Below are 22,807 nucleotides of genomic sequence, written 5' to 3' on the forward strand. Positions count from 1 at the left end.
GTCAGGCTGCCAGCGTCATCGCTGACGACCATCGCGAGCAAGCTCGCTCCTACAGGCTTTTCCAAGTAACCCGCCGTCAGGGCGGAACCCTAAGCCGCCGTTACCGCAGAAACGAATATGGTGCGCTTCTTCATGTACTACAACCGCACCAGGCTCCACGGCTACAACAACTATCTGTCGCCAATAGCTATGGAGCAAAAAGCGGCATAAACACCGTAATCGGTGTCCGGAGTTACTTGACCAGTTCAAGCTGGCTCCTACAGGTCCGGGCCAGGCGATGTTCCTCGAACTGCCGAAGGCTGCGATCTTTTGCCATCACGTTCCAGCAGCAACTCAACCCCGAAGCGCCCCGCCATCTCCTTGCGCCCCAACGCCGTCAGCCCCAGCGCGCGACTGTCCAGATCCTGCGCCACCCACTTGCGCTTGAGTGCCGTTTGCAGCAACGCCGCGCCCAGCGACCCACCCAGATGCGGACGGCGCATGCTCCAGTCCAGGCATGGGCAGGCAAAGCGGCGACGCAATGTGCTCAAGTCCTGTACCTCGATCCCAAGCCCCTGAAACATTGCCGTACCGCTGTCACTCAAGCGATAGGCCTGTTCGTCGGTTTCCTCCAGCCAGCCCGCCTCGAGCATCCGGTCATGCAACAGCACGGCCAGGGTGCCCGCCATGTGGTCGTAGCAGGTGCGGGCAAACTGCAGGCGGTCCGGGGTACGCGACTGGAAACCCGGCGCGGTGCTCCGGCCGATCACCATCAGCGCTTCCAGGGCCTGGGCCACGCGTTTGTCCGCCAGACTGTAATAGCGGTGACGCCCCTGAACGTGCAGGCGCACCAGCGCCAGCTCCTTGAGTTTGGCCAGGTGGGCACTGGCGGTCGACGCGCTGACTTCGGCCACCGCCGCCAGTTCGGTACTGGTGCGGGCGTGGCCGTCCATCAGTGAACAGAGGATTTTCGTCCGCGCCGGCTCAGCGATGGCTGCCGCCACCTGCGAGACGCCGATGTCGTGGTGTTCTGCGCTCATATTTCGCTCCCGGACGAATCAACGCCCCTTCGAACTGGAGATAGTAGCAACACTTTCCAACAACAAAAGGCTGCGCCCCATGGACCCGATCATCGCTGCGACCCATGCCGATCCTTATCCCTACTACGCACAACTGCGTGCCGAGGGTGGACTGGCCTTTCATCCGCGGCTGCAAATGTGGGTAGCCAGCAGCGCCCGGGCGGTGGCCGCCGTGCTGGCACATCCCGATTGCCACGTTCGCCCCGCGCAGGAGCCTGTCCCCAGGGCGATTGCCGATGGCATCGCCGGCCAGGTGTTCGGTCAATTGATGCGCATGAATGAAGGTGAACGCCAGCGCTGCCCACGGTCGGCGATTGCGCCGGGGCTGGAGTTGGTCGATACGCGGGAAGTCGAGGCCCTGGTCAGCGCCCGGTTGATCACCGCCGACGCCGCCGGCTTGTTCAACGCCATGTTCCGTGGGCCGGTGTGCGTGGTGGCGGCGTTGTTGGGATTCACCCCGGCTCAGGGCCGCATCATCAGCGAACTGACGGCGGATTTCGTGGCTTGCCTGTCGCCCTTGAGTGGCGCGGCACAGTTGACCGCCGCCCACGCTGCCGCCGAACAATTGAGTGGTTACTGTATCGAGCTTTTGGCCGCCCCGGACAACCACAGCCATCTGCTTGGAGGCATTCGCCAGCGCTTCGCGTCCGGCCCACCGCAAACGCTGATCGCCAACCTGATCGGCCTGTTCTCCCAGACCTTCGAGGCCACCGCCGGGCTGATCGGCAACGCCGTGCTGGCATTGATTGACCATCCGTCGTTGCCCAGTGAATCAACCCCTGTTGAAGCCCTGCTGGCCGAGGTGCAGCGCTTCGACCCGCCGGTACAGAACACCCGCCGCTTCGTCGCCGTCGCCTGTGAGATTGACGGGGTGAGGCTGGATGCCGGAGACGTGATTCTGGTGTTGCTGGCCTCGGCCAATCGCGACCCGCAGCTCAACGACAACCCCGACGCATTCCTGCTCGACCGCCCGAACCGGCGCAGTTTCACCTTTGGTGCGGGGCGCCATCAATGTCCGGGGCAACGGCTGGCATTGAGCATTGCCGGCGCAACGCTCAAGCAGTTTCTGGCGATGAAGCCGGCATTGGACCACCTGAAACGGGCATACCGCCCCTCCGCGAATGGACGGACTCCACAGTTCAGTAATTGACCGAAAGCCGCTCAAGCAGTGCGATATTCGACGGTCAGGTGAGACAGCTCATGGACCGGCGCCAGGCGTTCGCGAATGGCGTCGGCACTGACATCGGCCGCCGCCACAACGCTGACAATCGCCGCCCGCGCCTGCGGGCCGACCTGCCACACATGCAGATCGCTGATACGCACATCGTCCGACGACTCGAGCAGTTCACGAATCTCATTGGCAACCTGCGCATCCGTGACATCGAGCAACACCGCAGCGCTGTCACGCATCAAGCCAACGGCCCATTTCGCGATGACGATGGCGCCGACGATGCCCATCACCGGGTCCAGCCACACCCACCCCAGATAGCGCCCCGCCAGCAACGCGGCAATCGCCAGCAGCGAAGTCAAGGCGTCGGCCAACACATGGACATAGGCTGAGCGCAGGTTGTTGTCGTGATGGTGATGATGGCCGTGGTCATGACTGTGCCCGTGATCGTGGCCATGATGACCGTGGTCGCCCGCCAGCAAAAAGGCGCTGACAATGTTTACCGCCAGCCCCACCAGCGCAATCACTGTCGCCTCGGTGAATGCCACTGTGGTGGGCTGAAACAGGCGAAAAACCGACTCACCGGCAATGCCGATCGCCACCAGCCCCAGCACCATGGCCGAGGCAAAACCCGCCAGATCCCCGACCTTGCCGGTGCCGAAGCTGTAACGCGCATTGTTGGCATTGCGCCGTGCGAACCCATAGGCCGCCGCAGCGATGCCCAAGGCCCCGGCGTGGGTGGCCATGTGAAAGCCGTCAGCCAGCAACGCCATGGAACCGGTGATGTAACCGGCAGCAATTTCGCCAATCATCATCACGAACGTCAGCGCCACCACCCATAAGGTGCGACGGGCGTTTTCATCATGGGAAGCGCCGAGAAACACATGGTCGTGGGAAAAACGCGAAGCCTGGGGTGGCAGTGTCATGGGATTCAGGCCTCTATTTGGCATAACGACGGATGGCCAGCAGCAAGTCTTCCACGCCCTGGGCGCGCTCTGCGTCGCTCAGGCCTGGATGGGCCACGTGCTCACGGGCGTGGGCGTCGATGAACTGCTCCAGCAGACCATTGACCGCGCCGCGGATGGCGGCCACCAGATGCAGGGTCTTGGCGCAATCGGCATCGGACTCGAGCGCTCGCTCCACGGCCTCCACCTGACCGGCAATTCGCCTCACCCGTTTGATCAAATCATCTTTGTGTTCATGAATGTGCGACATACCAATACCCCCTACCCCTATATAGCGCATAGGATCGCCGATAGCGCGGAGCCTGGCAAGGCACGAGCAGATAACCGGTCGGCCTGGCATGACATCGATTTTCGTCAGCCAGTTGGCCGCTAAACGCTCAGGTTCAACACTCCAACTGCCCAATCCGTCCAGCATCCGGCCAGAACAACGCCGCCTGCCCCACGCGCACACCCTGCCGGTCGATGAGCGTCCACACCTTGCCCTCATGAATCATGAAGGCATTACCTTCCCGGTCCACCCGATAGCCACTGTAACCATGAGCAATGCCATGGGCCGTGACCTGCTCCAGCAGGGTCTGGCGCACCGCGCGGTCCAGCGGCGAGGCGCTGAACCGTGAGGGCATGCCCAGAAATTCCGGGCGCGGGTACTTGAAGCAGGCCAGCGCCTGTTCATTGGCGTAGAAGAATAGAGGGTCGTCTTCAGTGCCATGGGCCAGCAAACTGTAGGGCGCGTGGGCGTGCAGCCAGTGCAGGCGTTCCAGTCCGGTCAGCGCTTGCGGGGCTGGCAGGTGTTCGCCGGTCCAGTGCCGATAAGACTCGTCCAGCAGTTCGATGGCCTTGGCATACTCGTTGATTGGCAACTCGCCCTCTCCTCTTCCGGTCGTGGTTTCAAGCCCGACCCAGCCTATCCAAAGCGGCCTGAAAAGTCCTGCTGGCCGGCTGATCAGTTACACCGTGTTAAAACAGTCATGACAGGCAGTGCATTTATCCCGCAAGCCTTTCTCCATACAGTCACCTGGACCATGGTGAACAACGAGGCTCGATTGATGCAAACCCAACTGGACAAGGCACTGAGTGTTTTTGCGCGGGCAGACCTGCTGCAAGGTCCCACGCCCATTCAGCGGGCCGCGCGACTCGAACAGCTGCTCGGCCTGGACAAGCAGGGTATCGGCCTGTTTCTCAAACGCGACGACCATATGTTGATCGGCGCGGGCGGCAACAAGCTGCGCAAGCTTGAATTGCATATCGGCGCAGCGCTGCAAGCCGGGATCGATACGATCATTACCGTGGGCGGCATCCAGTCCAATCATGCCCGCCTGACCGCCGCGGTGTGCGCCCGGCTGGGCATCGCCTGCGAGTTGTTCCTGACCCGGGCCGTGGCCAAGGCCGAGGTGGATTACGAGCTCAACGGCAACGTGCTGCTCGACCAGTTGTTCGGCGCGCAGATGCAGGTGTTTGCCGGCGGTACCGACTCACTGGCCAAGGCCGAGGCCAGGGCGGCGCAGCTTCGGGACTCCGGGCACAAGGTCATGGTGCTGCCAACCGGTGGCTCGACGCCCCTGGGCAGCCTCGGCTATGCCCACTGCGCAGCGGAAATCGCCCGGCAAGAGGCCGAACTGCAACTCGCATTCAATCAGGTGGTAGTACCCAACGGCAGCGCCGGGACCCATGCCGGGCTGGCGGCGGGTTTCCAATTGCTGGGCCGGGGCGCGTCCCTGGTCAAGTCGTTCTCGGTGCTGTCCGATCAGGAATCATCAACAGCGAGAACCCTGCAACTGACCCGCGAGACATTGGCGCTACTGGACAGCAACGCCCAGGTGCGGGCTGATGACATGGTGATTGACGGCAGCCAGCTGGGTGCCGGCTATGGCCTGCCAACCGTCGCCATGCAGGACGCGGTACGCCTGATGGCGCGTGCCGAAGGCCTGCTGGTCGACCCGGTGTACTCCGGCAAGGCCTTTGCCGGATTGCTGGCCGACCTGCGGCAAGGGCGCTTCGCCCCCGGGGACAATGTGCTGTTCATCATGACCGGCGGAACACCCGGCCTGTATGCGTACCGGGAAACCTTTCAGGCCTGACGCTCAATCATCTCGCGTCAGCACTTCCAGCAATTCAATTTCGAAGATCAGGTTCGAATTCGGCGGGATCTTGCCCATGGTGCGCTCGCCATAGGCCAGATGCGCCGGCACCAGCAACTTGCGCTTGCCGCCGACCTGCATGCCCATGATGCCCTGGTCCCAGCCCTTGATGACCCGCCCGGTGCCGATCACACACTGGAAGGGTTTGCCACGACTCCAGGAAGAATCGAATTCGGTGCCATCCTCCAGCCAGCCACGGTATTGGGTGGTGATCAGCGCGCCTTTTACCGCGGTCTTTCCGTCACCCGGCTGAAGATCGATTATCTGAAGCTCGTCATTCATTGAATTCACTCGTATGCTCACTCGCCCTCAAGGGCCTGATGGGCGCCGTTTTCCCAGATTTGCCCGCGATTGGCAACCATTGCCGTCTTCACGCCCGGCGTTCAAAGTTGTTTGCTGAACTAAAATAATCAACGACTACCCGTACGGTTCACCGCTCTGATGGCCATCCCCGAATGATCCTGCTCTGGACCAGCGTCATCCTTGGCTCGATGACGCTTACCCTGATCGTCGCGCTGGTCTGGCGCGAACGCTCGCTGCAAAAGCAACTGGCGGAGTATCGCGCGATCATCAACAGCCTGTCCGAAGGCCGGAACATCCACCAGGATGACGACGCCGAGCGCTTCAAGCGCAGCCAGTATTTCGCTCGTATCGGCACCTGGGATTGGGATGTCGACACCGACCGGTTGTACTGGTCAGAGGCAATTTTCGGCATGTTCGGCTTCAAGATCGGCGAAGTAACGCCCTCTTACGCTCTGTTCTGCTCCTGCGTGCACCCGGACGACCGGCTCAGGGTTCGGGCCGGCGAACTGCGTTGCCTGGAAACCGGCGAAAACCATGATGAGGAATACCGCGTGGTCTGGCCCGACGGAACGATCCGCTGGCTACGGGAAACCGGCAACGTGGTCAAGAATGAACGCGACGAAACGATCAAGATGATGGGCGTGGTACGCGACATCACCGAAGAAAAGGCCTCGGCCAACTACCTCAAGCACCTGGCCCATTACGACCCTTTGACCGGCCTGCCCAATCGCCTGGTGCTCGAAGAGCGCCTGTCCGAAGCGCTGGAACAAGCGCGCACCAGCGCCACGCGGGTGGCGCTGGTGTTTGTCGACCTCAATGGCTTCAAGGCCATCAACGACCGCTATGGCCATGCGGCCGGCGACCGGGTGCTGGTCACTACCGCCACCCGGCTCAAGCGCATTCTGCGCGGCACCGACACCGTCGCCCGGATCGGTGGCGACGAATTCGTGGTCATTCTCCAGGACTTGCCCCAAGGCAAAAGCCTGCAAGACGAAGCGCGCACCATCTGCCAGAAAATCTTCGTCGAGCTCTCTCCGCCCGTCACCATCGGCAACGACCAGCGGCATATCGGCACCAGCCTCGGCGTCGCGGTGTTCCCAGACCATGCACCGAGCATTGACCGCTTGCTGCACATTGCCGACCTGGCGATGTATGAGGCCAAGCGCAGCGGGAACAATCAGTATCGGTTGGGCACCGAGAGCGTTGTGCGGGCATACAGCCAGTAACGCCAGGTCGGCGGGTGCCGGCTCTCGATACATGACTGTTATCATAATAATGTTTCGAACTGTACCGGCAACGTAGAGGGGCAGCCGAGTAGGCTGCTCAAAAAACCATCGGAGTTCGCCATGCATATCGCCATCCTGACCTTTGACGGCTTCAATGAACTGGACTCGCTGATCGCCTACGGCATGCTCAGCCGGGTTTCCCTGCTCGGGGACAAGGATTGGCGCGTGAGCATCGCATCGCCGACTGCGCGGGTCACGTCGATGAATGGCTTGAGCATCGATGCGCACATCGGTCTCGCCGAGGCCTGTCAGGCGGATGCGGTGCTGGTGGGCAGTGGCCGCAAGACCCGGGAAGTGGCCGCAACCCCCGGGATCATGGAGCAACTGCAATTCGATCCCGCACGCCAGCTGCTGGCGGCCCAGTGTTCCGGCACCTTCCTGCTGGCCAGACTCGGACTGCTCGGAGATGCCCCGGCCTGCACCGATGCCATCAGCAAGCCCTGGGTGCTGGAAGCCGGGGTCAATGTCGTCAACCAGGCCTTCTACGCCAACGGCAACATTGCCACCGCGGGAGGCTGCCTGGCGTCGCCGTACCTCGCAGCCTGGCTACTGGCGCGGTTGAAAGGCCGCGAGACCGCCCGGGAAGTGCTGAACAATTTTGCCCCTGTGGGCGAGAAGGATGAGTACGTGGCCCGGGGGATGGCGCATATCGAGGCGTTTATCTGATCGTTTGGCCGTCCAGCCTGATGCAGGCTCGGCCCTGTCCCCGGCTGCATTGATCCACCTCGCGCATCAATGCATGCCAACAATGCAATTAACATATCGATGCCCCTGCTCCACTATCCACCCCAATAAGAACCGTGCGCCGCGTCCAACCGGGGCACGTCATAAAAGCGGTGGAGTACACGTCAATGACAGCATCAATCCAACAGCCCGCGACGACCGGTCGCTCCCGGGCCAGCGCGATCTTCCGGGTCACCTCGGGCAACTTCCTCGAACAGTTCGACTTCTTCCTTTTTGGTTTCTATGCCACGCAGATCGCTGCCGTGTTCTTCCCGGCCAGCAGCGAATTCGCCTCGCTGATGATGACCTTCGCCGTGTTCGGTGCAGGCTTTTTGATGCGCCCGTTGGGCGCCGTGGTGCTGGGTGCCTACATCGATGATGTGGGTCGACGCAAAGGGTTGATCGTGACCCTGTCGATCATGGCCAGCGGCACCATCCTGATTGTGCTGGTGCCCGGATACGAAACCATCGGTTTGTTCGCCCCGGCCCTGGTGCTGATCGGGCGGCTGCTGCAGGGCTTTTCCGCCGGTGCGGAATTGGGTGGCGTGTCGGTGTATCTCGCCGAAATCGCCACACCTGGCCACAAGGGTTTCTTCACCAGTTGGCAGTCGGGTAGCCAGCAAGTGGCAATCATTGTCGCCGCCGCGCTGGGTTATGCCTTGAACCAGTGGATGGCACCGGGTGTGATTGCCGATTGGGGCTGGCGGATTCCGTTTTTCGTCGGCTGCATGATCGTGCCATTCATCTTCCTGCTGCGCCGCAACCTGGAAGAAACCGAAGAGTTTGCCACCCGTAAACACCGTCCGGGCATGGGTGAAGTATTCCGCACCCTGGGGCAAAACTGGCTGACCGTGTTTGCGGGCATGATGATGGTCGCCCTGACCACCACCGCGTTCTACCTGATCACGGTGTACGCGCCGACCTTCGGTAAAACCGTGCTGCACCTGAGCACGTCCGATGCGCTGCTGGTGACGTTGCTGGTCGGCGTCTCCAATTTCATCTGGCTGCCAATTGGCGGTGCACTCTCGGACCGTATCGGTCTACGCCCGGTGTTGATCGTCATGGCCTTGCTGGCCATCGCCACCACCTACCCGGCGCTGACCTTTCTGGTCAACGCGCCCAGCTTCATCCACATGCTGCTGGTCTTGCTGTGGCTGTCGTTCATCTACGGCCTGTACAACGGCGCGATGATCCCGGCGCTGACGGAAATCATGCCCGTGGAAGTGCGAGTCGCCGGGTTCTCGCTGGCATACAGCCTGGCCACGGCCGTGTTCGGCGGGTTCACTCCGGCGATATCGACCTTGCTGATCCAGTACACCGGCGACAAGGCTGCGCCGGGTTACTGGATGAGCTTTGCAGCACTGTGTGCACTCTGCGCGACACTCATGCTCTATCGCCGAGCCTCGAATCATCTGCAAGCGGTGGCGTCGTGAACCTGCCCTTTATCGAGAACATGACCATGAAAAAACCGTTCAATCTGGCCGCCCTCGCGGTGGTGGCCAGCCTGAGCTTGAGCGGCATTGCCCAGGCTGAAGAGATCCGTGTGATGACCTCCGGCGGCTTCACTGCGGCCTACAGGATCCTCGGGCCGAAGTTCGCCGCCGCCACCGGCAACACCCTCGACACCGCACTCGGTCCATCCATGGGCAAGGCGCCAGAGGCGATTCCCAATCGCCTGGCCCGCGGAGAGCAAGCCGACGTGGTGATCATGGTTGGCTATGCACTGGACGATCTGATCAAACAAGGCAAAGTCGATCCCGCTTCAAGAGTCGAACTGGCGGATTCGCGCATTGGCCTGGTCGTGCGCGAAGGGACAGCGAAACCGGATATCAGTAACGTCGAGGGTCTGAAAAAAACCCTGCTCGAGGCTGAATCAGTGGCCTACTCCGACAGCGCCAGTGGCGTTTACATCGAACAGCAGCTGTTCAAACGCCTGGGTATCGAAGACCAACTCAAGCCCAAGTCGACCATGGTGCCGAAAATCCCCGTGGGTTCGGTGGTTGCCACTGGCGATTATCAACTGGGCTTCCAGCAAGTCAGCGAGTTGTTGCCAGTGCCGGGGGTCAGTTTCGTGGCGAAGATTCCGGAGTCAGTGCAGTCGGTTACCCGGTTTGCCGCTGGTATCCCGGTAGGAGCACAGCACCCGGCCGAAGCCAGAGCCTTGCTGGAATACATGGCTTCGGCCCAGGCGCAACCGGACGTAAAAGCGACCGGACTGGACTCGGTCAGTCGTTGACCGACGGCTGCAGGACTTTCATCTCCACCACCAACCGTTCCAGTTCAAGTGCCGCCGGGGTCAGGGTTCGACCCCGGCGCTTGATCAGACCGACGCTGCGCATCACTTGCGGATCCGTCAACGGCACCCGCGTCAGGATCGGGTGATCCGCTGCCGGCATCGCCATCAGCGGCACCGCCGCCACACCCAACCCGGCCTCCACCAGACCGATCATGGTGGTCACGTGGCGGGTTTCGCAGATACTCGGCCGCTGCGGCACCACGCCGGTCAACGCCTGATCCAGCAGAAAGCGGTTGCCCGAGGTTTTATCCAGCGAGATGTAATCCTGCCGGTAGAACTCGTCCCAGGTGACACTGCTACGCCCCGCCAACGGATGATCGCGCCGGCACGCCACTACATATCCCTCTTGCACCAAGGGCTCGAAATCCACTTCGGCTTCCAGCGTGCCCATGAAACTCAGGCCGAAATCCGCTTCGCCATCAACTACCGCACTCAACACTTCGTGGGCGCTGGAGTCCAGCACCTTGACCCTGATCTTCGGAAACTGCCGGTGATAGTGCGCGATCACCCGCGGCATGAAGTAGTAGGCCGCCGAGGGTACACAGGCGACCGTGACGTGACCGAGCCGGGTCGAAGCGACTTCACTGATACCCAGCAATGCCACGTCCAGATCGTCCAGAAGGCGTTCGACACTGGGCATGAAACCCCGTCCGGCCTGGGTCAGGCTGACCTTGCGCGTGGTGCGCTCGAACAGCCGCACGCCAAGGGCGTCTTCGAGTTTTTCGATGCGCCGGCTCAAGGCGGGTTGGGAAATACGCACCGTATCGGCGGCCTTGCGAAAGCTGCCCTGCTCCACCACCGCACGGAAAGCCTGCAGATCGTTGAGGTCGAAGTTGATCGCCATGGGGATTACTCGGGAGGGACAGTTGGATTGATCAGCAAATTCTATAAATGTAACTAATTAATGCAAATTGTAACAACTGAACCCGAGCGCTTTGCTGACGTCGAAGGGCTCAGCCTTTATTCTTGTCACCCCCCGCTATACCGAGTTCTGGAGTTTTCTCATGCCCCATGAAGGCAACCTGCTACAAGCCGCTGTCGTGTTTCTGTTGGCGGCCGTGCTCATCGTTCCATTGGCCAAGCGCCTGCAACTGGGGGCGGTCCTGGGTTATCTGTTTGCCGGTGTGATCATCGGCCCGTCGGTGCTGGGCCTGATCGACAACCCGCAAAGCGTCGCGCACATTTCCGAACTTGGCGTGGTGTTGCTGCTGTTCATCATCGGCCTGGAGCTGTCGCCACGACGGTTGTGGGTCATGCGCAAATCAGTGTTCGGCGTGGGTCTGGCGCAAGTGTTGCTGACCGGTTCGGTGATTGGCGTGGTGGCGCTGTGGGTCTTTGGCCAGCCATTGAACACCGCGATCGTTCTGGGCCTGGGCCTGGCGCTGTCGTCCACGGCATTCGGCCTGCAAAGCCTGGCTGAACGCAAGGAACTGACCAGCCCCCACGGGCGGCTGGCGTTCGCGATCCTGTTGTTTCAGGACATCGCTGCGATCCCGTTGATCGCCATGGTGCCGTTGCTGGCCGGCGGCAATCAGGCCACCACTGCCGGCGAAGACCTGAACCACGGCCTGCAAGTGCTGGTCAGCATCGCCGTGGTGGTGATCGGCGGGCGTTATCTGCTGCGACCGGTGTTTCGCGTGGTGACCAAAACCGCGTTGCCGGAGGTCTCCACCGCCACGGCGTTGCTGGTGGTGATCGGCACCGCATGGTTGATGGAGCTGGCCGGTATTTCCATGGCCCTGGGTGCATTCCTCGCCGGCCTGCTGCTGGCGGACTCCGAGTATCGCCATGAGCTGGAAGCGCAGATCGAGCCGTTCAAGGGCCTGTTGCTGGGGCTGTTTTTCATCAGCGTCGGCATGGGCGCGAACCTGAGCCTGTTGCTGAGCATGCCGGTCGCGGTGCTGGGCCTGACCCTGCTGCTGATCGCGATCAAACTGCCGCTGCTGTTTGTTGTCGGTCGATTGGCCGGCGGCTTGAAGAAGGTCAGTGCGATCCGCCTGGGCATCGTGTTGGCGGCCGGTGGTGAGTTTGCCTTCGTCGTGTTCAAGATCGGTCGTGATCACGGGCTGTTCGCGGCAGAACTCTATGACTTGCTGGTGTTGACCATCACCCTGTCCATGGCCGTGACGCCGTTGTTGCTGCTGGTTTGCGCACGGTTGGTCAGCCCGAAGGTGCAACCGGTGGAAGTGCCGGAGAAATTCCGCGAAATCGACGCCGACGCACCACGGGTGGTGATTGCCGGCATGGGCCGCATGGGCCAGATCGTTGCGCGGATCTTGCGCGCACAGAACATCAAATTCGTGGCCCTCGACACCTCGGTGGAAACCATTGAACTGTCCCGCAGTTTTGGTGGCGTGCCGGTGTTCTACGGCGACCCGATGCGCCCGGAAATCCTCAGCGCGGCCAAGGTCGGGGAAGCCGAGTTTTTCGTGATCGCCACCGACGACCCGGACACCAACATCAAGACCGCCGAGCTGGTGCACAAGCTCTACCCGCATATGAAAATCATCGCCCGTGCCCGCAACCGTCAGCATGTGCACCGGCTGATGGACGTCGGCGCTCATGCCGTGCGCGAAACCTTTTATTCGAGCCTGGAAATGAGCCGCAAAACCCTGATCGGGTTGGGGTTGACCCAGGCCCAGGCCGATGCGCGGATCAAGCGCTTCAAGCAGCACGACGAAGAGGTGCTCGAAGCCCAGCATGCGGTGTATGACGACGCCGCGAAAGTGATGCAGACGGCAAAGGAAGCGCGAGTCGAACTGGCGAAGTTGTTTGAGTCGGATCAACTGGAAGAAGAATCAGCGAGGAATTGAGGTGACTGTTCTGGCCTCATCGCGGACGAGCCCGCTCCCACAGAGATCGCGCTGAACCTGTGGGAGCGGGCTTGCCCCGGGCGGCGTTCCGACGATGAACGATAACGCGGTGTGATGGAACAACCACAATTTCAAAGGAACCAGCATGGCTGACCAACCTGCCCCCGCCCTCAAGGAAATCTTCAACGCCGAGCGCCTCAGGCACATCGCCTCCGAGATGACCGCGGTCTATCCGGCATTCGAGGCCAGGCGCTTCCTGAAGCTGGCCCAGACCGGCCTGGCAGACCTCAGCGTCATGCAGCGCATGGCCCGGGTCAGCGAATGCCTGCACGCCGTGCTGCCCCTGGACTATGAAGCGTCACTCAAGGTGCTGCGCGCCCTCGCCCCGCGCCTCAACAGCGGCTTCGTCAGCATGTGCCTGCCGCACTATGTCGCCACCTATGGCACCCACGCGTTCGAGGTGTCGATGGACGCCCTGAAGTACTTCACCGCCTTCGGCTCCTCGGAATTCGCGATACGCCATTTTCTGCGCAGCGACCTCGAGCGTTCGCTCAAGCTGATGCACGCCTGGTCGCTGGATGACAACGAGCATGTGCGGCGCCTGGCCAGTGAAGGCTGCCGGCCACGCCTGCCCTGGTCATTCCGGCTGGAGCCGGTTCAGGCCGACCCGAAACTCGCTGCGAAAATCCTCGACAACCTCAAGGCCGACACCAGCCTGTACGTGCGCAAATCCGTGGCCAATCACCTCAACGACATCACCAAGGATCATCCCGAATGGGTGCTGGACCTGATCGAAGGCTGGCCGCTGGACAACAGGCACACCGCCTGGATCGCCAAACACGCCCTGCGCAGCCTGATCAAACAGGGCAACCAGCGGGCACTGGCGATTATCGGCGCGGGCGGCAAGCCTGAAGTCGAGATCGTCGATGTGAAAGTCGAACCGCCGGTGATTGGCCTGGGAGAAAAGATCACCCTGTCGTTTGCCGTCAAATCCACCGTTGAAAGCAGTCAGCGCCTGGTGATCGACTACGCCATCGATTACGTCAAGGCCAATGGCAGCACCTCGGCGAAGGTTTTCAAGCTCAAGGCGCTGACGCTGCCCGGCAACGCCAGCGAAGCCGTCAGCCGGGGCCAGCACATCAAGGAGCTCACCACCCGCCGGCATTACGCGGGGCGCCATGCGGTGCACATCATGGTCAACGGCGAAAGGCTGGCCAGCACACAGTTCGACATCGTCTGATCACGCAGCTATCCCCTGTAGGAGCTGGCTTGCCAGCGAAAACGGCCCCCAATCGGATGCAATATTCTCGGGCCCCTTCGCCGGCAAGCCGGCTCCTACAGACGATTGTGGCCTAGTAGCAGGTCTTGCTCACGCTCACACAACTCCACCACATAATCCCAAAGCACCCGCAACCGCACCGATTTGTGCAGTTCGCGGCGGGTGCTGATCCAGTAGCTGCGCTGGATGCTTTCGTCCGGCAACAGCGGCACCAGGTCCGGGTCGGCGCTGGCCATGTAGCAGGGCAGCACCGCGATCCCCAGGCCTGAGCGCGCAGCCTGCTGCTGGGCGATCACGCTGGTACTGTGAAACACCACCTGCGGGTTGCGGCAGAAGCTGTTGAGGAACATCAGTTCCTGGCTGAACAGCAAGTCATCGACGTAGCCGATCCAGGCATGACGCCCCAGGTCTTCGCGGCTGCGCAACGGCGGCGCACGGTCGAGGTAGCCCTGGCTGGCGTAGAGCGCCAGGCGATAGTCGGTGAGCTTGCGGGTGACCAGCATGTCGGCGGCCGGGCGCTCGAGGTGGATGCTGATTTCCGCCTCGCGGTTGAGGATGCTGACAAAACGCGGCACCGCCACCAGTTCCACCTCCAGCCCCGGATAGCGCTCGAACAAACCGTTCATGCGACTGGCGAGGAACATGATGCCGAGGCCTTCGGTCACCCCGACGCGGATCTTGCCCAGCGGCGCGGTGGATTGGGTGATTTCCTCCTGGGCCAGCAGCGCGACGTTCTCCATCGCCTCGGCGTGTTTAAGCAACGCCTCGCCAGCCGGGGTCATCTCATATCCCTGGGCATGCTGGACGAACAATGCGGTACCGAGGCTCTTTTCGATGGCCTCGATATGCCGCGCCACGGTGGCATGGGTGGTGTTCAGGCGGCGGGCGGCCGTGAGCAAACGCCCGCTGCGCTGCAATTCGAGAAAAAACCGCAGGTCATTCCAGTCGAACATGAATCGTCCTTGTTCGTTGCCGTTCGGGACGCTGTTTAAAAACGCACAGCGGCTGCGCAAAAACTAACATTCTTTTGACGAAAGCTAACAACTAGGATGACAGACAACAAGAACAACAAAACGAGGTCAGGGATGCAGACTTCCCTTGATGAATTCGATTACATCGTGGTCGGGGCCGGGCCGGCCGGGTGTCTGCTGGCCAATCGACTGTCGGCCGATGCGCAACATCGCGTGTTGCTGCTCGAGGCCGGTGGCCGCGACAACTATGCGTGGATTCACATCCCCGTGGGCTACCTGTTCTGCATCGGCAACCCGCGCACCGACTGGTGCTTCAAGACCGAAGCGCAACCCGGCCTGCAAGGTCGCGCCCTGAGCTATCCGCGCGGCAAGGTGCTGGGAGGCTGCTCCTCCATCAACGGCATGATCTACATGCGCGGCCAGGCCGCCGACTACGACCGCTGGGCCGCCGACGGCAACCCCGGCTGGAGCTGGCAAGACGTGTTGCCGTTGTTCAAGCAGAGCGAAAACCACTTTGCCGGCGCCGCGGAATTTCACGGTGCCGCGGGCGAATGGCGGGTCGAACGCCAGCGCCTGTCGTGGCCGATTCTCGACGCCTTCCGCAGTGCCGCCGAACAAAGCGGCATCGCCAGCATCGATGACTTCAACCAGGGCGACAACGAAGGTTGCGGCTATTTCCAGGTCAATCAGAAGGCCGGCATCCGCTGGAACGCGGCCAAGGCTTTTCTCAAACCGGTGCGCCAGCGTCCCAACCTCACCGTACTGACCGGGGTCGAAGTCGACCGGGTGCTGCTGGACAATGGCCGTGCTTCAGCGGTCAGCGCCCGCTGGCAAGGCCAGGCGAAAACCTTCAAGGCACACAAGGAGATCGTCCTCTGTGCCGGCTCGGTCGGTTCGCCAGGCATCCTGCAGCGCTCCGGTATCGGCCCGCGTCCGCTGCTGGAGCGGCTGGGCATTGGCGTCACCCATGAGCTACCCGGTGTCGGTGGCAATTTGCAGGATCACCTGCAACTGCGGCTGATCTACAAGCTGGAAAATGCCCGCACCCTGAACCAGATCGCCGGCAGCCTGTGGGGCAAGCTGGGCATGGGCCTGCGCTACCTGTACGACCGCAGCGGCCCGCTGTCCATGGCGCCGAGCCAGTTGGGCGCCTTTGCCCGCTCGGGGCCGGAACAGACTTCGGCCAACCTCGAATATCACGTACAACCGCTGTCGCTGGAGCGCTTTGGCGAACCGCTGCATGGGTTCCCGGCGTTCACCGCCTCGGTCTGTGATTTGCGCCCGCAAAGCCGTGGCCGGGTGGACATCCGCTCGGCCAACCCGCAAGAAGCCCCGCTGATCCAGCCCAACTACCTCAGCCACCCGCAAGACCTGCGGGTGGCCGCCGACGCCATTCGCCTGACCCGGCGCATCGTCAGCGCGCCGGCCTTGCGCCCGTTCAACCCCGTGGAATACCTGCCCGGTGAGAGCCTGCAAAGCGAAGAACAACTGCACGAAGCCGCCGCGCGGATCGGCACCACGATTTTCCATCCGGTGGGCACCTGCCGCATGGGCAACGACGCCGACGCCGTGGTCGATGCGCAACTCAAGGTCCATGGCATCCCCGGCCTGCGCATTGCCGATGCCTCGATCATGCCGCGCATCACCTCGGGCAACACCTGCTCGCCGACGCTGATGATTGCCGAGAAGGCTGCACAATTGATCCTCAACCCCGCCACAAGGAGCATTACTCCGACAATGGAACTGGTCACTAACACCTGAACATTCACACAAACAATTGTAGGAGCCGGCTTGCTGGCGAAAGCGGCGGATCGGTCAACATGAATGCCGACTGAAAAACCGCCATCGCCAGCAAGCCGGCTCCTACAGGTCACGAGTACACCCGATACATCGCAGTAGCGGCACCTGCCCACAAGGCCGGCGCCGACAGTGGAACAACAAAAACAATCACTGTGAGGGATACCGGTATGTCAGAACACGTTCAATCCCTGGAAGCCGTGCGTAGCGCGGGCACCAGTCAGGAAACCCAGAAAGTCATCTTCGCCTCGTCCCTCGGGACGGTCTTCGAGTGGTACGACTTTTTCCTCTATGGCGCCCTCGCGGCGGTGATCAGCAAACAGTTTTTCGCCGGGGTCAACGACACCACGGCGTTCATCTTTGCGCTGATGGCCTTCGCCGCCGGCTTCATCGTGCGGCCGTTCGGCGCGTTGGTGTTCGGTCGGTTGGGGGACATGATCGGGCGCAAGTACACCTTCCTCGCCACCATCATCCTCATGGGCCTGGCGACATTCTGCGTCGGGCTGCTGCCGACCTACGCCAGCATCGGCATCGCCGCGCCGATCATCCTGGTGCTGCTGCGCATGCTCCAGGGCCTGGCCCTGGGCGGTGAATACGGCGGCGCCGCGACCTATGTCGCCGAGCACGCGCCCATCGGCAAGCGTGGCTTCCACACCAGCTGGATTCAATCCACCGCGACCCTGGGCCTGCTGCTCTCGCTGCTGGTGGTGCTGGGCTGCCGCTACTTCACCGGCGATCAGTTCGAAGTCTGGGGCTGGCGCATTCCGTTCCTGTTTTCCATCGTGCTGCTGGGCATCTCGACCTGGATTCGCCTGAGCCTGCACGAGTCGCCGGCCTTCGTGAAAATGAAAGAGGAAGGCAAGCTGTGCAAACAACCGATTCGCGACTCCTTCGGTAAATGGGAAAACCTCAAGGTGGTGTTGATCGCGCTGTTCAGCATCAATGCCGGGCAAGCGGTGACCTTCTACGCCGCGCAATTCTATGTGCTGTTTTTCCTCACCCAGTTCCTGAAAATGGACCCGGCGGTGGCCAACGGTTTGCTGATTGTCAGTGTGACCATCGGCGCCCCCTTCTTCATTTTCTTTGGCTGGCTGTCGGACAAGGTCGGGCGCAAACCGGTGCTGATGATCGGCCTGCTGCTGGCCACCGCGCTGTACTTCCCGATCTTCAAGACCCTGGCCCACTACGCCAACCCGGCCATCGACCAGGCCAGCCGCCAGGCACCGATCACCGTGATGGCCGACCCGGCCACCTGCACCTTCCAGTTCGACCCGGTGGGCAAGGCCAAATTCGACAGCCCGTGCGACAAGGTCAAGACCTTCCTGGTCAAGCAGGGCTTGCCGTACAACAGCGCTGCCGCACCGGCCGGCAGTGGCGTGCAGGTGAGCGTCGGTGACGTGAAGATCGATGGTTTCGACGAAGCTGCCTTGCGCGGTGCCGTGACCCTCGCCGGTTACCCGAAACAGGCGGACATGCAGCAGATCAACAAGCCGATGATCGTCGCGCTGATCGTTGCGCTGATCATCATCTCCGCGATGTGCTACGGCCCGCTGGCAGCGTTGATGGTCGAACTGTTCCCGACCCGCATCCGCTACACTTCGATGTCCCTGCCCTACCACATCGGCAACGGCTGGTTCGGCGGTTTTCTGCCGACAGTGTCGTTCGCGCTGGTGGTGTACACCGGGGACATCTTCTACGGGCTGTGGTATCCGGTGGTGATCACCGGGGTGAGCCTGGTGGTGGGGATGATTTGCCTGCGTGAGACCCGCAACGTGGATCTGGATAAAAACTGAAGCTAGCCAATAACAACCTGTGGGAGCGAGCTTGCTCCCACAGGAGGCCAGTAGATCGCGGCTTCTTTGTCGCAGTGAAAACGACAATCACTCGTCGAGTTCGATGACCTCGAATTTCACTTGATCCGGATAGAAAGCCATGTACTCCTGAATCTGCCTGACGGAGACCTTGGGATTCTCGTAGCTCCACACCGCGTTGGCGCCCTCATGACCCGGGACCTGCAAACTGAAATAACTGGCATCGCCCTTGTACGGGCAATAACTGGTGTGATCAGTGCGGGCGAAATACTTCTCGTCGATGTCCTCTCGCGGCACGTAGTACACCGGTGGGTAATTGGCCTCCAGCAACACCAGCGCGCGCGAGGACGCGGCCACCTGGATTCCGTGGAACTTAACCAACAGGCAACCGGGCTGCTCGGCGATGGTGATGACAGGACTAGGACCGGAGCTTTTCATGGAATGCGTTCCTCATGACGGTGATGGACCTGCAAATCGGAATACCACGATTCATCATATATAACCCAAGTTTCACCCTCGCAACTGCTTCGCAGCCGAACGGGAGCAAGGCCGTCATCGCGACACACAAAACTGTACATCCATACAGATAAAGATTGCCCGATCGCCCGTCAACCGCCATTCTGTGCACCTCTGGCACATAAATCGACGATGGTGGTTATGCGGCTGTACCTCTGTGAAAAACCTTCCCAGGCCAAAGACATTGCGGCAGTCCTCGGCGCCCGGCGCCGGGGCGATGGCTGCTGGCTGGGAACAGACGTCACGGTGACCTGGTGCATCGGCCACCTGCTGGAAACCGCACCGCCGGATGCCTACGACGCGCGCTACAAGCGCTGGGTGCTGGCCGACCTGCCAATCATTCCCGAAAAGTGGAAAATGACCGTCAAGCCGCGCACCGCCAGCCAGTACAAGGCGGTCAAGCGCCTGCTCGGTGAAGCGTCCGAACTGATCATTGCCACGGACGCCGACCGCGAGGGCGAGATGATCGCCCGGGAACTGGTGGAGCATTGCCGATATCGCGGGCCGATCCGCCGCCTCTGGTTGTCGGCGCTGGACGATGCATCTATTCGCAAGGCCCTCGCGGCGCTGAAACCGGGGAACGAAACCTTCAGCCTCTATCACTCGGCCCTGGGGCGTTCCCGGGCCGACTGGCTGATCGGCATGAACATGAGTCGGCTGTTCACCTTGCTGGGGCGCCAGTCCGGCTATCAAGGCGTGTTGCCGGTAGGCCGGGTGCAAACGCCGACCTTGCGCCTGGTAGTGGATCGCGATCGCAGCATCGCCGACTTTGTGCCCGTCCCCTATTGGGCCATCGATGTGCAACTGCTGCACAACGGCACCGCGTTCACGGCGCAATGGCGCGCGGCATCCGCGGTTTGCGACGATCAGGACCGCTGCCTGAATCAGGCGCTGGCACAACAAGCGGCGGCCGCCATGAGTGGTGCGGCCAGTGCGCGGGTGATCAAGCTGCGCACCGAGCGGATGCGCGAAGTGGCCCCGCTGCCGTTCGACCTGGGCACCCTGCAGGAGGTCTGCTCGAAGAAGCTCGGCCTCGGTGCCCAGGAAACCCTGGACATCGCCCAGGCGCTGTACGAAACCTACAAGGTCATTACTTATCCGCGCAGTGATTGCGGCTACCTGCCCCTCAGTCAGCACAGCGAGGCGCCGGCCATCCTGGCGGCGTTGCGCCAGGCCGATCCGGCGTTGAACGCCTTGCACGATCACCTTGATCCGCAACGGCGCTCACGGGCCTGGAACGATGCCAAGGTCAGCGCTCACCACGGCATCATCCCCACCGCTGCGGCGAAGAACCTCGACAAGCTGGCGGGTAAGCAGCGCGCGGTCTACACGCTGATCCGTGCTCGATATCTGGCGCAGTTCCTGCCCAATCACGAATACGACCGCACCCAGGCCGACTTCGATTGCGCCGGCGAAGCCCTGCGCGCAGTGGGCAAGCAGATCATCGAACCGGGCTGGAAACGCGCCCTGCCCGAAGCGCTGGCTCCGGCCAAGGGGCGCGAAGCTCCCGCGCCGCAGACACTGCCCAACCTGGCCGAAGGCATCGATTGCGCAGTGGCTGGCGTGCAACTCAAGGACCTCTGGACGCAACCGCCGAAGCCGTTCACCGAAGGCGATCTGATCAAGGCCATGAAGAACGTCGCCAAACTGGTGGAAGACCCGCTGCTCAAGCAAAAGCTCAAGGACACCACCGGCATCGGCACCGAGGCGACCCGCGCGTCGATCATCCAGGGCCTGCTCGACCGTGGTTATCTGGTCAAGAACGGCAAGGCCCTGGCCGCCACACCGGCCGCGTTCAGCCTGATCGACGCAGTGCCCCGGGCCATCGCCGATCCGGGCACCACGGCGATCTGGGAACAGGCCCTGGACATGGTGCAAAGCGGGGAAATGAGCCTGGAAGAGTTCGTCACCAAACAGGCGGCGTGGATGAGCAAACAGGTCAGTCGCTGCTCCGGGCTGAGCCTGAGCATCAGCGGTCCACCGCCCGCCGGGCGCGCTGCAGCCCCATGGAAGAAAAAACGCAAGAGTGCCCCGCGCAAACCGGGCAGCACCCAGCGCAGGGCAAAACCGGCCGGCAAAACTCAATCCTGACATCGCCACGGATCACTAGACACCGGCCATAATCAACCCTGTCCCTTGACCTGTCAGGAGCCACTTCGAATGTCTTCGATAGAACTGCACGCCGCCCAACGCGATGAGCTGGAAACCATCGAAAACCTGATGCAGTTCTATACCTACGACTTCAGCGAATGGTTACCGCTGAAACTGGGTGAATACGGTTTCTTCAACATCCAGCCCATGTCGGACTACTGGCGAAACCCGGCCACCCGACCCTTCCTGATCAAGGTCGACGCAGAATTGGCCGGCTTCGTGACCGTGGATAACCAGACCCATCTACCCGGTGCCGAGTACAACATCGGTTATCTGTTTGTCAGCCGACGCTTTCGTGGCCGGGGTGTCGCCCGGTTTGTCGTGTCTACCCTCTTGAGTCAATTCCCCGGTCAATGGCAGATTTTCCATATCGAGGCCAATCAGCCGGCACGGCTGTTCTGGGCAGCCGTCATGCCGGGGCTCGGCATTCACGGGTATACCTTGCATCAGCAGGTAGTTGACCGCCATCCCTGCACTTTTTTCCGCTTTCAGTGTCCGCCTTTGTCGTCCTGACCGGCCCCCCTCGACTCCCCGCGCTAATTCCCAACAGCTTTGTCCGACAATATGTAGTGACTAAAAATATTCACTACAAAACCGTTGACGCCTCCGATTTGCCCTTGCATGATGCAGACGTCTCCCCGATCGGGAGTACAGGCAACACGTTTGAGCAAGCTCGTCTGACCGCCGAGCTGTTTTTCCCGGATACACGCTGCCCACAAGGCAGATTGAAGAAGCTGACCTGGCCTGAACGTCCAGTACAAGGGCGAGAAGACTTGGCGAGCAATCCTCATGAAGCTTGTGGCCGACCCTGAAAATGTCGGCAGTGGCCTTAAGGTTTTCGCCGCTTCTCTTCGTTGTGACGCTATTGCGTAGCAGTTATTCAACACGACTACATGCAACAGACGCAGGACCCCGCCCGATAAGGCGGTCGAACGCTGACGTCCTGGTTTCGGTGCCAGGGATCAACTAACCGATGGGCTACCTGTATTAGCGAATCAACTTTGAAAGATCACCAATTGGTCAAGGGGCTTTATGATGAATCTGAACAATCAACCAACTATCGATGAACTGGCTCGTATGTTCGCTGCAAAAAAAGACAGCCACGACAGCCATATTCTCTGGATCAGCAAGTGTGGCCAGGTGCATATCGACTGCCTGTCGCCGCACGCCCATGAAGCAGAGTTCGACCAGAACAACCAGAACCTGCTTGCCCGACTGAAGATGTACCGTCGCGGCCAGGGTTATGTCGGCAAGAAAGCCGCAGCCGACAAGGACTTCATCGGTAATGTTCTGCAAACCCTGAAACAGGCCTGGGCCTCGATGCAGAATCAGAACGAAGTTCGGGTGATTGACCGGTTCTACTGATTGAATGAGTCATTACTGACTTATTGAAAAACAAGGCCTGCTCCCAATAAGGAGCAGGCCTTTTTTCGACCAGGACGCGGTCTCTTGTAGGCGCTGGCTTGCCAGCGATAGTCGCTAACGATAACGCGTGTAAACCGGATCAACGCGGCGCACTTGAGTCCATCGCC

At 61.3% G+C, this 22,807-nt stretch carries 21 protein-coding genes; 13 read left to right on the forward strand and 8 right to left on the reverse strand.

The window, feature by feature from the left end:
• Positions 1 to 257: 257 nt before the first annotated feature.
• A complete protein-coding gene (locus PMI31_RS22765) occupies positions 258 to 1,019 on the reverse strand; it encodes an ArsR/SmtB family transcription factor (protein ID WP_008021114.1) in 762 nt (253 codons plus the stop codon).
• Positions 1,020 to 1,098: 79 nt separating this feature from the next.
• Between PMI31_RS22765 and PMI31_RS22770 the strand changes: the two genes are divergently transcribed.
• Entirely contained in the window at positions 1,099 to 2,208 is a 1,110-nt protein-coding gene (locus PMI31_RS22770; protein ID WP_008021116.1) for a cytochrome P450, read from the forward strand.
• An 11-nt stretch (positions 2,209 to 2,219) separates the two neighbouring features.
• Here the strand turns inward: PMI31_RS22770 and dmeF are convergent, their stop codons facing one another.
• The 3 genes from dmeF to PMI31_RS22785 all read right to left on the reverse strand — a co-directional run bounded on the left by dmeF (position 2,220) and on the right by PMI31_RS22785 (position 4,051).
• Positions 2,220 to 3,152, reverse strand: coding sequence for a CDF family Co(II)/Ni(II) efflux transporter DmeF (gene dmeF, locus PMI31_RS22775; protein WP_008021118.1), 933 nt, complete (start codon positions 3,150 to 3,152; stop codon positions 2,220 to 2,222).
• Between the two features lie 13 nt (positions 3,153 to 3,165).
• Positions 3,166 to 3,441, reverse strand: a complete 276-nt coding sequence (locus PMI31_RS22780) for a metal/formaldehyde-sensitive transcriptional repressor (RefSeq protein WP_008021120.1) — start codon at positions 3,439 to 3,441, stop codon at positions 3,166 to 3,168.
• Between the two features lie 133 nt (positions 3,442 to 3,574).
• On the reverse strand, positions 3,575 to 4,051 hold the full coding sequence (locus PMI31_RS22785) for an MEKHLA domain-containing protein (protein WP_008021121.1): 477 nt from the start codon (positions 4,049 to 4,051) through the stop codon (positions 3,575 to 3,577).
• A gap of 186 nt (positions 4,052 to 4,237) precedes the next feature.
• On the opposite strand from PMI31_RS22785, the gene PMI31_RS22790 reads away from it, so the two are divergent.
• Entirely contained in the window at positions 4,238 to 5,269 is a 1,032-nt protein-coding gene (locus PMI31_RS22790) for a D-cysteine desulfhydrase family protein (RefSeq protein WP_008021124.1), read from the forward strand.
• Between the two features lie 3 nt (positions 5,270 to 5,272).
• Here the strand turns inward: PMI31_RS22790 and PMI31_RS22795 are convergent, their stop codons facing one another.
• On the reverse strand, positions 5,273 to 5,611 hold the full coding sequence (locus PMI31_RS22795; protein ID WP_008021127.1) for an FKBP-type peptidyl-prolyl cis-trans isomerase: 339 nt from the start codon (positions 5,609 to 5,611) through the stop codon (positions 5,273 to 5,275).
• Positions 5,612 to 5,784: 173 nt separating this feature from the next.
• Here PMI31_RS22795 and PMI31_RS22800 point away from each other — a divergent pair, with 173 nt between their 5' ends.
• The 4 genes from PMI31_RS22800 (at position 5,785) to PMI31_RS22815 (ending at position 9,877) form a co-directional block, all read left to right on the forward strand.
• Positions 5,785 to 6,858 carry a sensor domain-containing diguanylate cyclase gene (locus PMI31_RS22800; RefSeq protein ID WP_008021128.1) on the forward strand — a complete coding sequence of 358 codons (1,074 nt, stop codon included), beginning with the start codon at positions 5,785 to 5,787 and terminating at the stop codon, positions 6,856 to 6,858.
• A 120-nt stretch (positions 6,859 to 6,978) separates the two neighbouring features.
• Positions 6,979 to 7,584, forward strand: coding sequence for a DJ-1/PfpI family protein (locus PMI31_RS22805; protein ID WP_008021131.1), 606 nt, complete (start codon positions 6,979 to 6,981; stop codon positions 7,582 to 7,584).
• A gap of 185 nt (positions 7,585 to 7,769) precedes the next feature.
• On the forward strand, positions 7,770 to 9,074 hold the full coding sequence (locus tag PMI31_RS22810) for an MFS transporter (RefSeq protein WP_008021132.1): 1,305 nt from the start codon (positions 7,770 to 7,772) through the stop codon (positions 9,072 to 9,074).
• A gap of 26 nt (positions 9,075 to 9,100) precedes the next feature.
• Complete coding sequence (locus PMI31_RS22815; protein ID WP_043302584.1) at positions 9,101 to 9,877, forward strand: substrate-binding domain-containing protein; 777 nt, start codon at positions 9,101 to 9,103, stop codon at positions 9,875 to 9,877.
• Here the strand turns inward: PMI31_RS22815 and PMI31_RS22820 are convergent.
• Positions 9,867 to 10,781 carry a LysR family transcriptional regulator gene (locus PMI31_RS22820; RefSeq protein WP_008021134.1) on the reverse strand — a complete coding sequence of 305 codons (915 nt, stop codon included), beginning with the start codon at positions 10,779 to 10,781 and terminating at the stop codon, positions 9,867 to 9,869. The two genes, PMI31_RS22815 and PMI31_RS22820, sit on opposite strands and share 11 nt — an antisense overlap.
• A 160-nt stretch (positions 10,782 to 10,941) precedes the next feature.
• Here PMI31_RS22820 and PMI31_RS22825 point away from each other — a divergent pair, with 160 nt between their 5' ends.
• Both PMI31_RS22825 and PMI31_RS22830 read left to right on the forward strand, forming a co-directional pair.
• Positions 10,942 to 12,750 (forward strand): monovalent cation:proton antiporter-2 (CPA2) family protein, encoded by a 1,809-nt coding sequence (locus tag PMI31_RS22825; RefSeq protein ID WP_008021138.1) that lies wholly within the window; start codon positions 10,942 to 10,944, stop codon positions 12,748 to 12,750.
• Between the two features lie 145 nt (positions 12,751 to 12,895).
• Positions 12,896 to 13,990, forward strand: a complete 1,095-nt coding sequence (locus tag PMI31_RS22830) for a DNA alkylation repair protein (protein ID WP_008021140.1) — start codon at positions 12,896 to 12,898, stop codon at positions 13,988 to 13,990.
• A gap of 95 nt (positions 13,991 to 14,085) precedes the next feature.
• Here PMI31_RS22830 and PMI31_RS22835 read toward each other — a convergent pair whose 3' ends face one another.
• Positions 14,086 to 14,982, reverse strand: coding sequence for a LysR family transcriptional regulator (locus PMI31_RS22835; protein WP_008021141.1), 897 nt, complete (start codon positions 14,980 to 14,982; stop codon positions 14,086 to 14,088).
• Between the two features lie 132 nt (positions 14,983 to 15,114).
• Here PMI31_RS22835 and PMI31_RS22840 point away from each other — a divergent pair, with 132 nt between their 5' ends.
• Positions 15,115 to 16,761 carry a GMC family oxidoreductase gene (locus tag PMI31_RS22840; RefSeq protein WP_008021145.1) on the forward strand — a complete coding sequence of 549 codons (1,647 nt, stop codon included), beginning with the start codon at positions 15,115 to 15,117 and terminating at the stop codon, positions 16,759 to 16,761.
• 206 nt (positions 16,762 to 16,967) lie between these two features.
• Positions 16,968 to 18,590: an MFS transporter gene (locus PMI31_RS22845; RefSeq protein WP_008021147.1), complete on the forward strand. Its 1,623-nt coding sequence runs from the start codon at positions 16,968 to 16,970 to the stop codon at positions 18,588 to 18,590.
• Between the two features lie 87 nt (positions 18,591 to 18,677).
• Here the strand turns inward: PMI31_RS22845 and PMI31_RS22850 are convergent, their stop codons facing one another.
• Positions 18,678 to 19,046, reverse strand: coding sequence for a DUF427 domain-containing protein (locus PMI31_RS22850; RefSeq protein WP_008021151.1), 369 nt, complete (start codon positions 19,044 to 19,046; stop codon positions 18,678 to 18,680).
• A gap of 219 nt (positions 19,047 to 19,265) precedes the next feature.
• On the opposite strand from PMI31_RS22850, the gene PMI31_RS22855 reads away from it, so the two are divergent.
• The 3 genes from PMI31_RS22855 to PMI31_RS22865 all read left to right on the forward strand — a co-directional run bounded on the left by PMI31_RS22855 (position 19,266) and on the right by PMI31_RS22865 (position 22,640).
• Positions 19,266 to 21,215 carry a DNA topoisomerase III gene (locus PMI31_RS22855; protein ID WP_008021154.1) on the forward strand — a complete coding sequence of 650 codons (1,950 nt, stop codon included), beginning with the start codon at positions 19,266 to 19,268 and terminating at the stop codon, positions 21,213 to 21,215.
• 69 nt (positions 21,216 to 21,284) lie between these two features.
• Entirely contained in the window at positions 21,285 to 21,788 is a 504-nt protein-coding gene (locus tag PMI31_RS22860; RefSeq protein WP_008021156.1) for a GNAT family N-acetyltransferase, read from the forward strand.
• Positions 21,789 to 22,310: 522 nt separating this feature from the next.
• Complete coding sequence (locus tag PMI31_RS22865) at positions 22,311 to 22,640, forward strand: hypothetical protein (RefSeq protein WP_043302583.1); 330 nt, start codon at positions 22,311 to 22,313, stop codon at positions 22,638 to 22,640.
• The last annotated feature ends 167 nt before the right edge of the window (positions 22,641 to 22,807 follow it).

Source organism: Pseudomonas sp. GM55 (assembly GCF_000282395.1).
GTDB lineage: Bacteria > Pseudomonadota > Gammaproteobacteria > Pseudomonadales > Pseudomonadaceae > Aquipseudomonas > Aquipseudomonas fluorescens_CC.

What these genes read in the sequence shown, in the direction of transcription:
- PMI31_RS22765 (WP_008021114.1), bottom strand. Translation starts at nt 1,019, where the DNA reads ATGAGCGCAGAACACCACGACATCGGCGTCTCGCAGGTGGCGGCAGCC.
- PMI31_RS22770 (WP_008021116.1), top strand. Translation starts at nt 1,099, where the DNA reads ATGGACCCGATCATCGCTGCGACCCATGCCGATCCTTATCCCTACTAC.
- dmeF (WP_008021118.1), bottom strand. Translation starts at nt 3,152, where the DNA reads ATGACACTGCCACCCCAGGCTTCGCGTTTTTCCCACGACCATGTGTTT.
- PMI31_RS22780 (WP_008021120.1), bottom strand. Translation starts at nt 3,441, where the DNA reads ATGTCGCACATTCATGAACACAAAGATGATTTGATCAAACGGGTGAGG.
- PMI31_RS22790 (WP_008021124.1), top strand. Translation starts at nt 4,238, where the DNA reads ATGCAAACCCAACTGGACAAGGCACTGAGTGTTTTTGCGCGGGCAGAC.
- PMI31_RS22795 (WP_008021127.1), bottom strand. Translation starts at nt 5,611, where the DNA reads ATGAATGACGAGCTTCAGATAATCGATCTTCAGCCGGGTGACGGAAAG.
- PMI31_RS22800 (WP_008021128.1), top strand. Translation starts at nt 5,785, where the DNA reads ATGATCCTGCTCTGGACCAGCGTCATCCTTGGCTCGATGACGCTTACC.
- PMI31_RS22805 (WP_008021131.1), top strand. Translation starts at nt 6,979, where the DNA reads ATGCATATCGCCATCCTGACCTTTGACGGCTTCAATGAACTGGACTCG.
- PMI31_RS22810 (WP_008021132.1), top strand. Translation starts at nt 7,770, where the DNA reads ATGACAGCATCAATCCAACAGCCCGCGACGACCGGTCGCTCCCGGGCC.
- PMI31_RS22815 (WP_043302584.1), top strand. Translation starts at nt 9,101, where the DNA reads ATGAAAAAACCGTTCAATCTGGCCGCCCTCGCGGTGGTGGCCAGCCTG.
- PMI31_RS22820 (WP_008021134.1), bottom strand. Translation starts at nt 10,781, where the DNA reads ATGGCGATCAACTTCGACCTCAACGATCTGCAGGCTTTCCGTGCGGTG.
- PMI31_RS22825 (WP_008021138.1), top strand. Translation starts at nt 10,942, where the DNA reads ATGCCCCATGAAGGCAACCTGCTACAAGCCGCTGTCGTGTTTCTGTTG.
- PMI31_RS22830 (WP_008021140.1), top strand. Translation starts at nt 12,896, where the DNA reads ATGGCTGACCAACCTGCCCCCGCCCTCAAGGAAATCTTCAACGCCGAG.
- PMI31_RS22835 (WP_008021141.1), bottom strand. Translation starts at nt 14,982, where the DNA reads ATGTTCGACTGGAATGACCTGCGGTTTTTTCTCGAATTGCAGCGCAGC.
- PMI31_RS22840 (WP_008021145.1), top strand. Translation starts at nt 15,115, where the DNA reads ATGCAGACTTCCCTTGATGAATTCGATTACATCGTGGTCGGGGCCGGG.
- PMI31_RS22845 (WP_008021147.1), top strand. Translation starts at nt 16,968, where the DNA reads ATGTCAGAACACGTTCAATCCCTGGAAGCCGTGCGTAGCGCGGGCACC.
- PMI31_RS22850 (WP_008021151.1), bottom strand. Translation starts at nt 19,046, where the DNA reads ATGAAAAGCTCCGGTCCTAGTCCTGTCATCACCATCGCCGAGCAGCCC.
- PMI31_RS22855 (WP_008021154.1), top strand. Translation starts at nt 19,266, where the DNA reads ATGCGGCTGTACCTCTGTGAAAAACCTTCCCAGGCCAAAGACATTGCG.
- PMI31_RS22860 (WP_008021156.1), top strand. Translation starts at nt 21,285, where the DNA reads ATGTCTTCGATAGAACTGCACGCCGCCCAACGCGATGAGCTGGAAACC.
- PMI31_RS22865 (WP_043302583.1), top strand. Translation starts at nt 22,311, where the DNA reads ATGAATCTGAACAATCAACCAACTATCGATGAACTGGCTCGTATGTTC.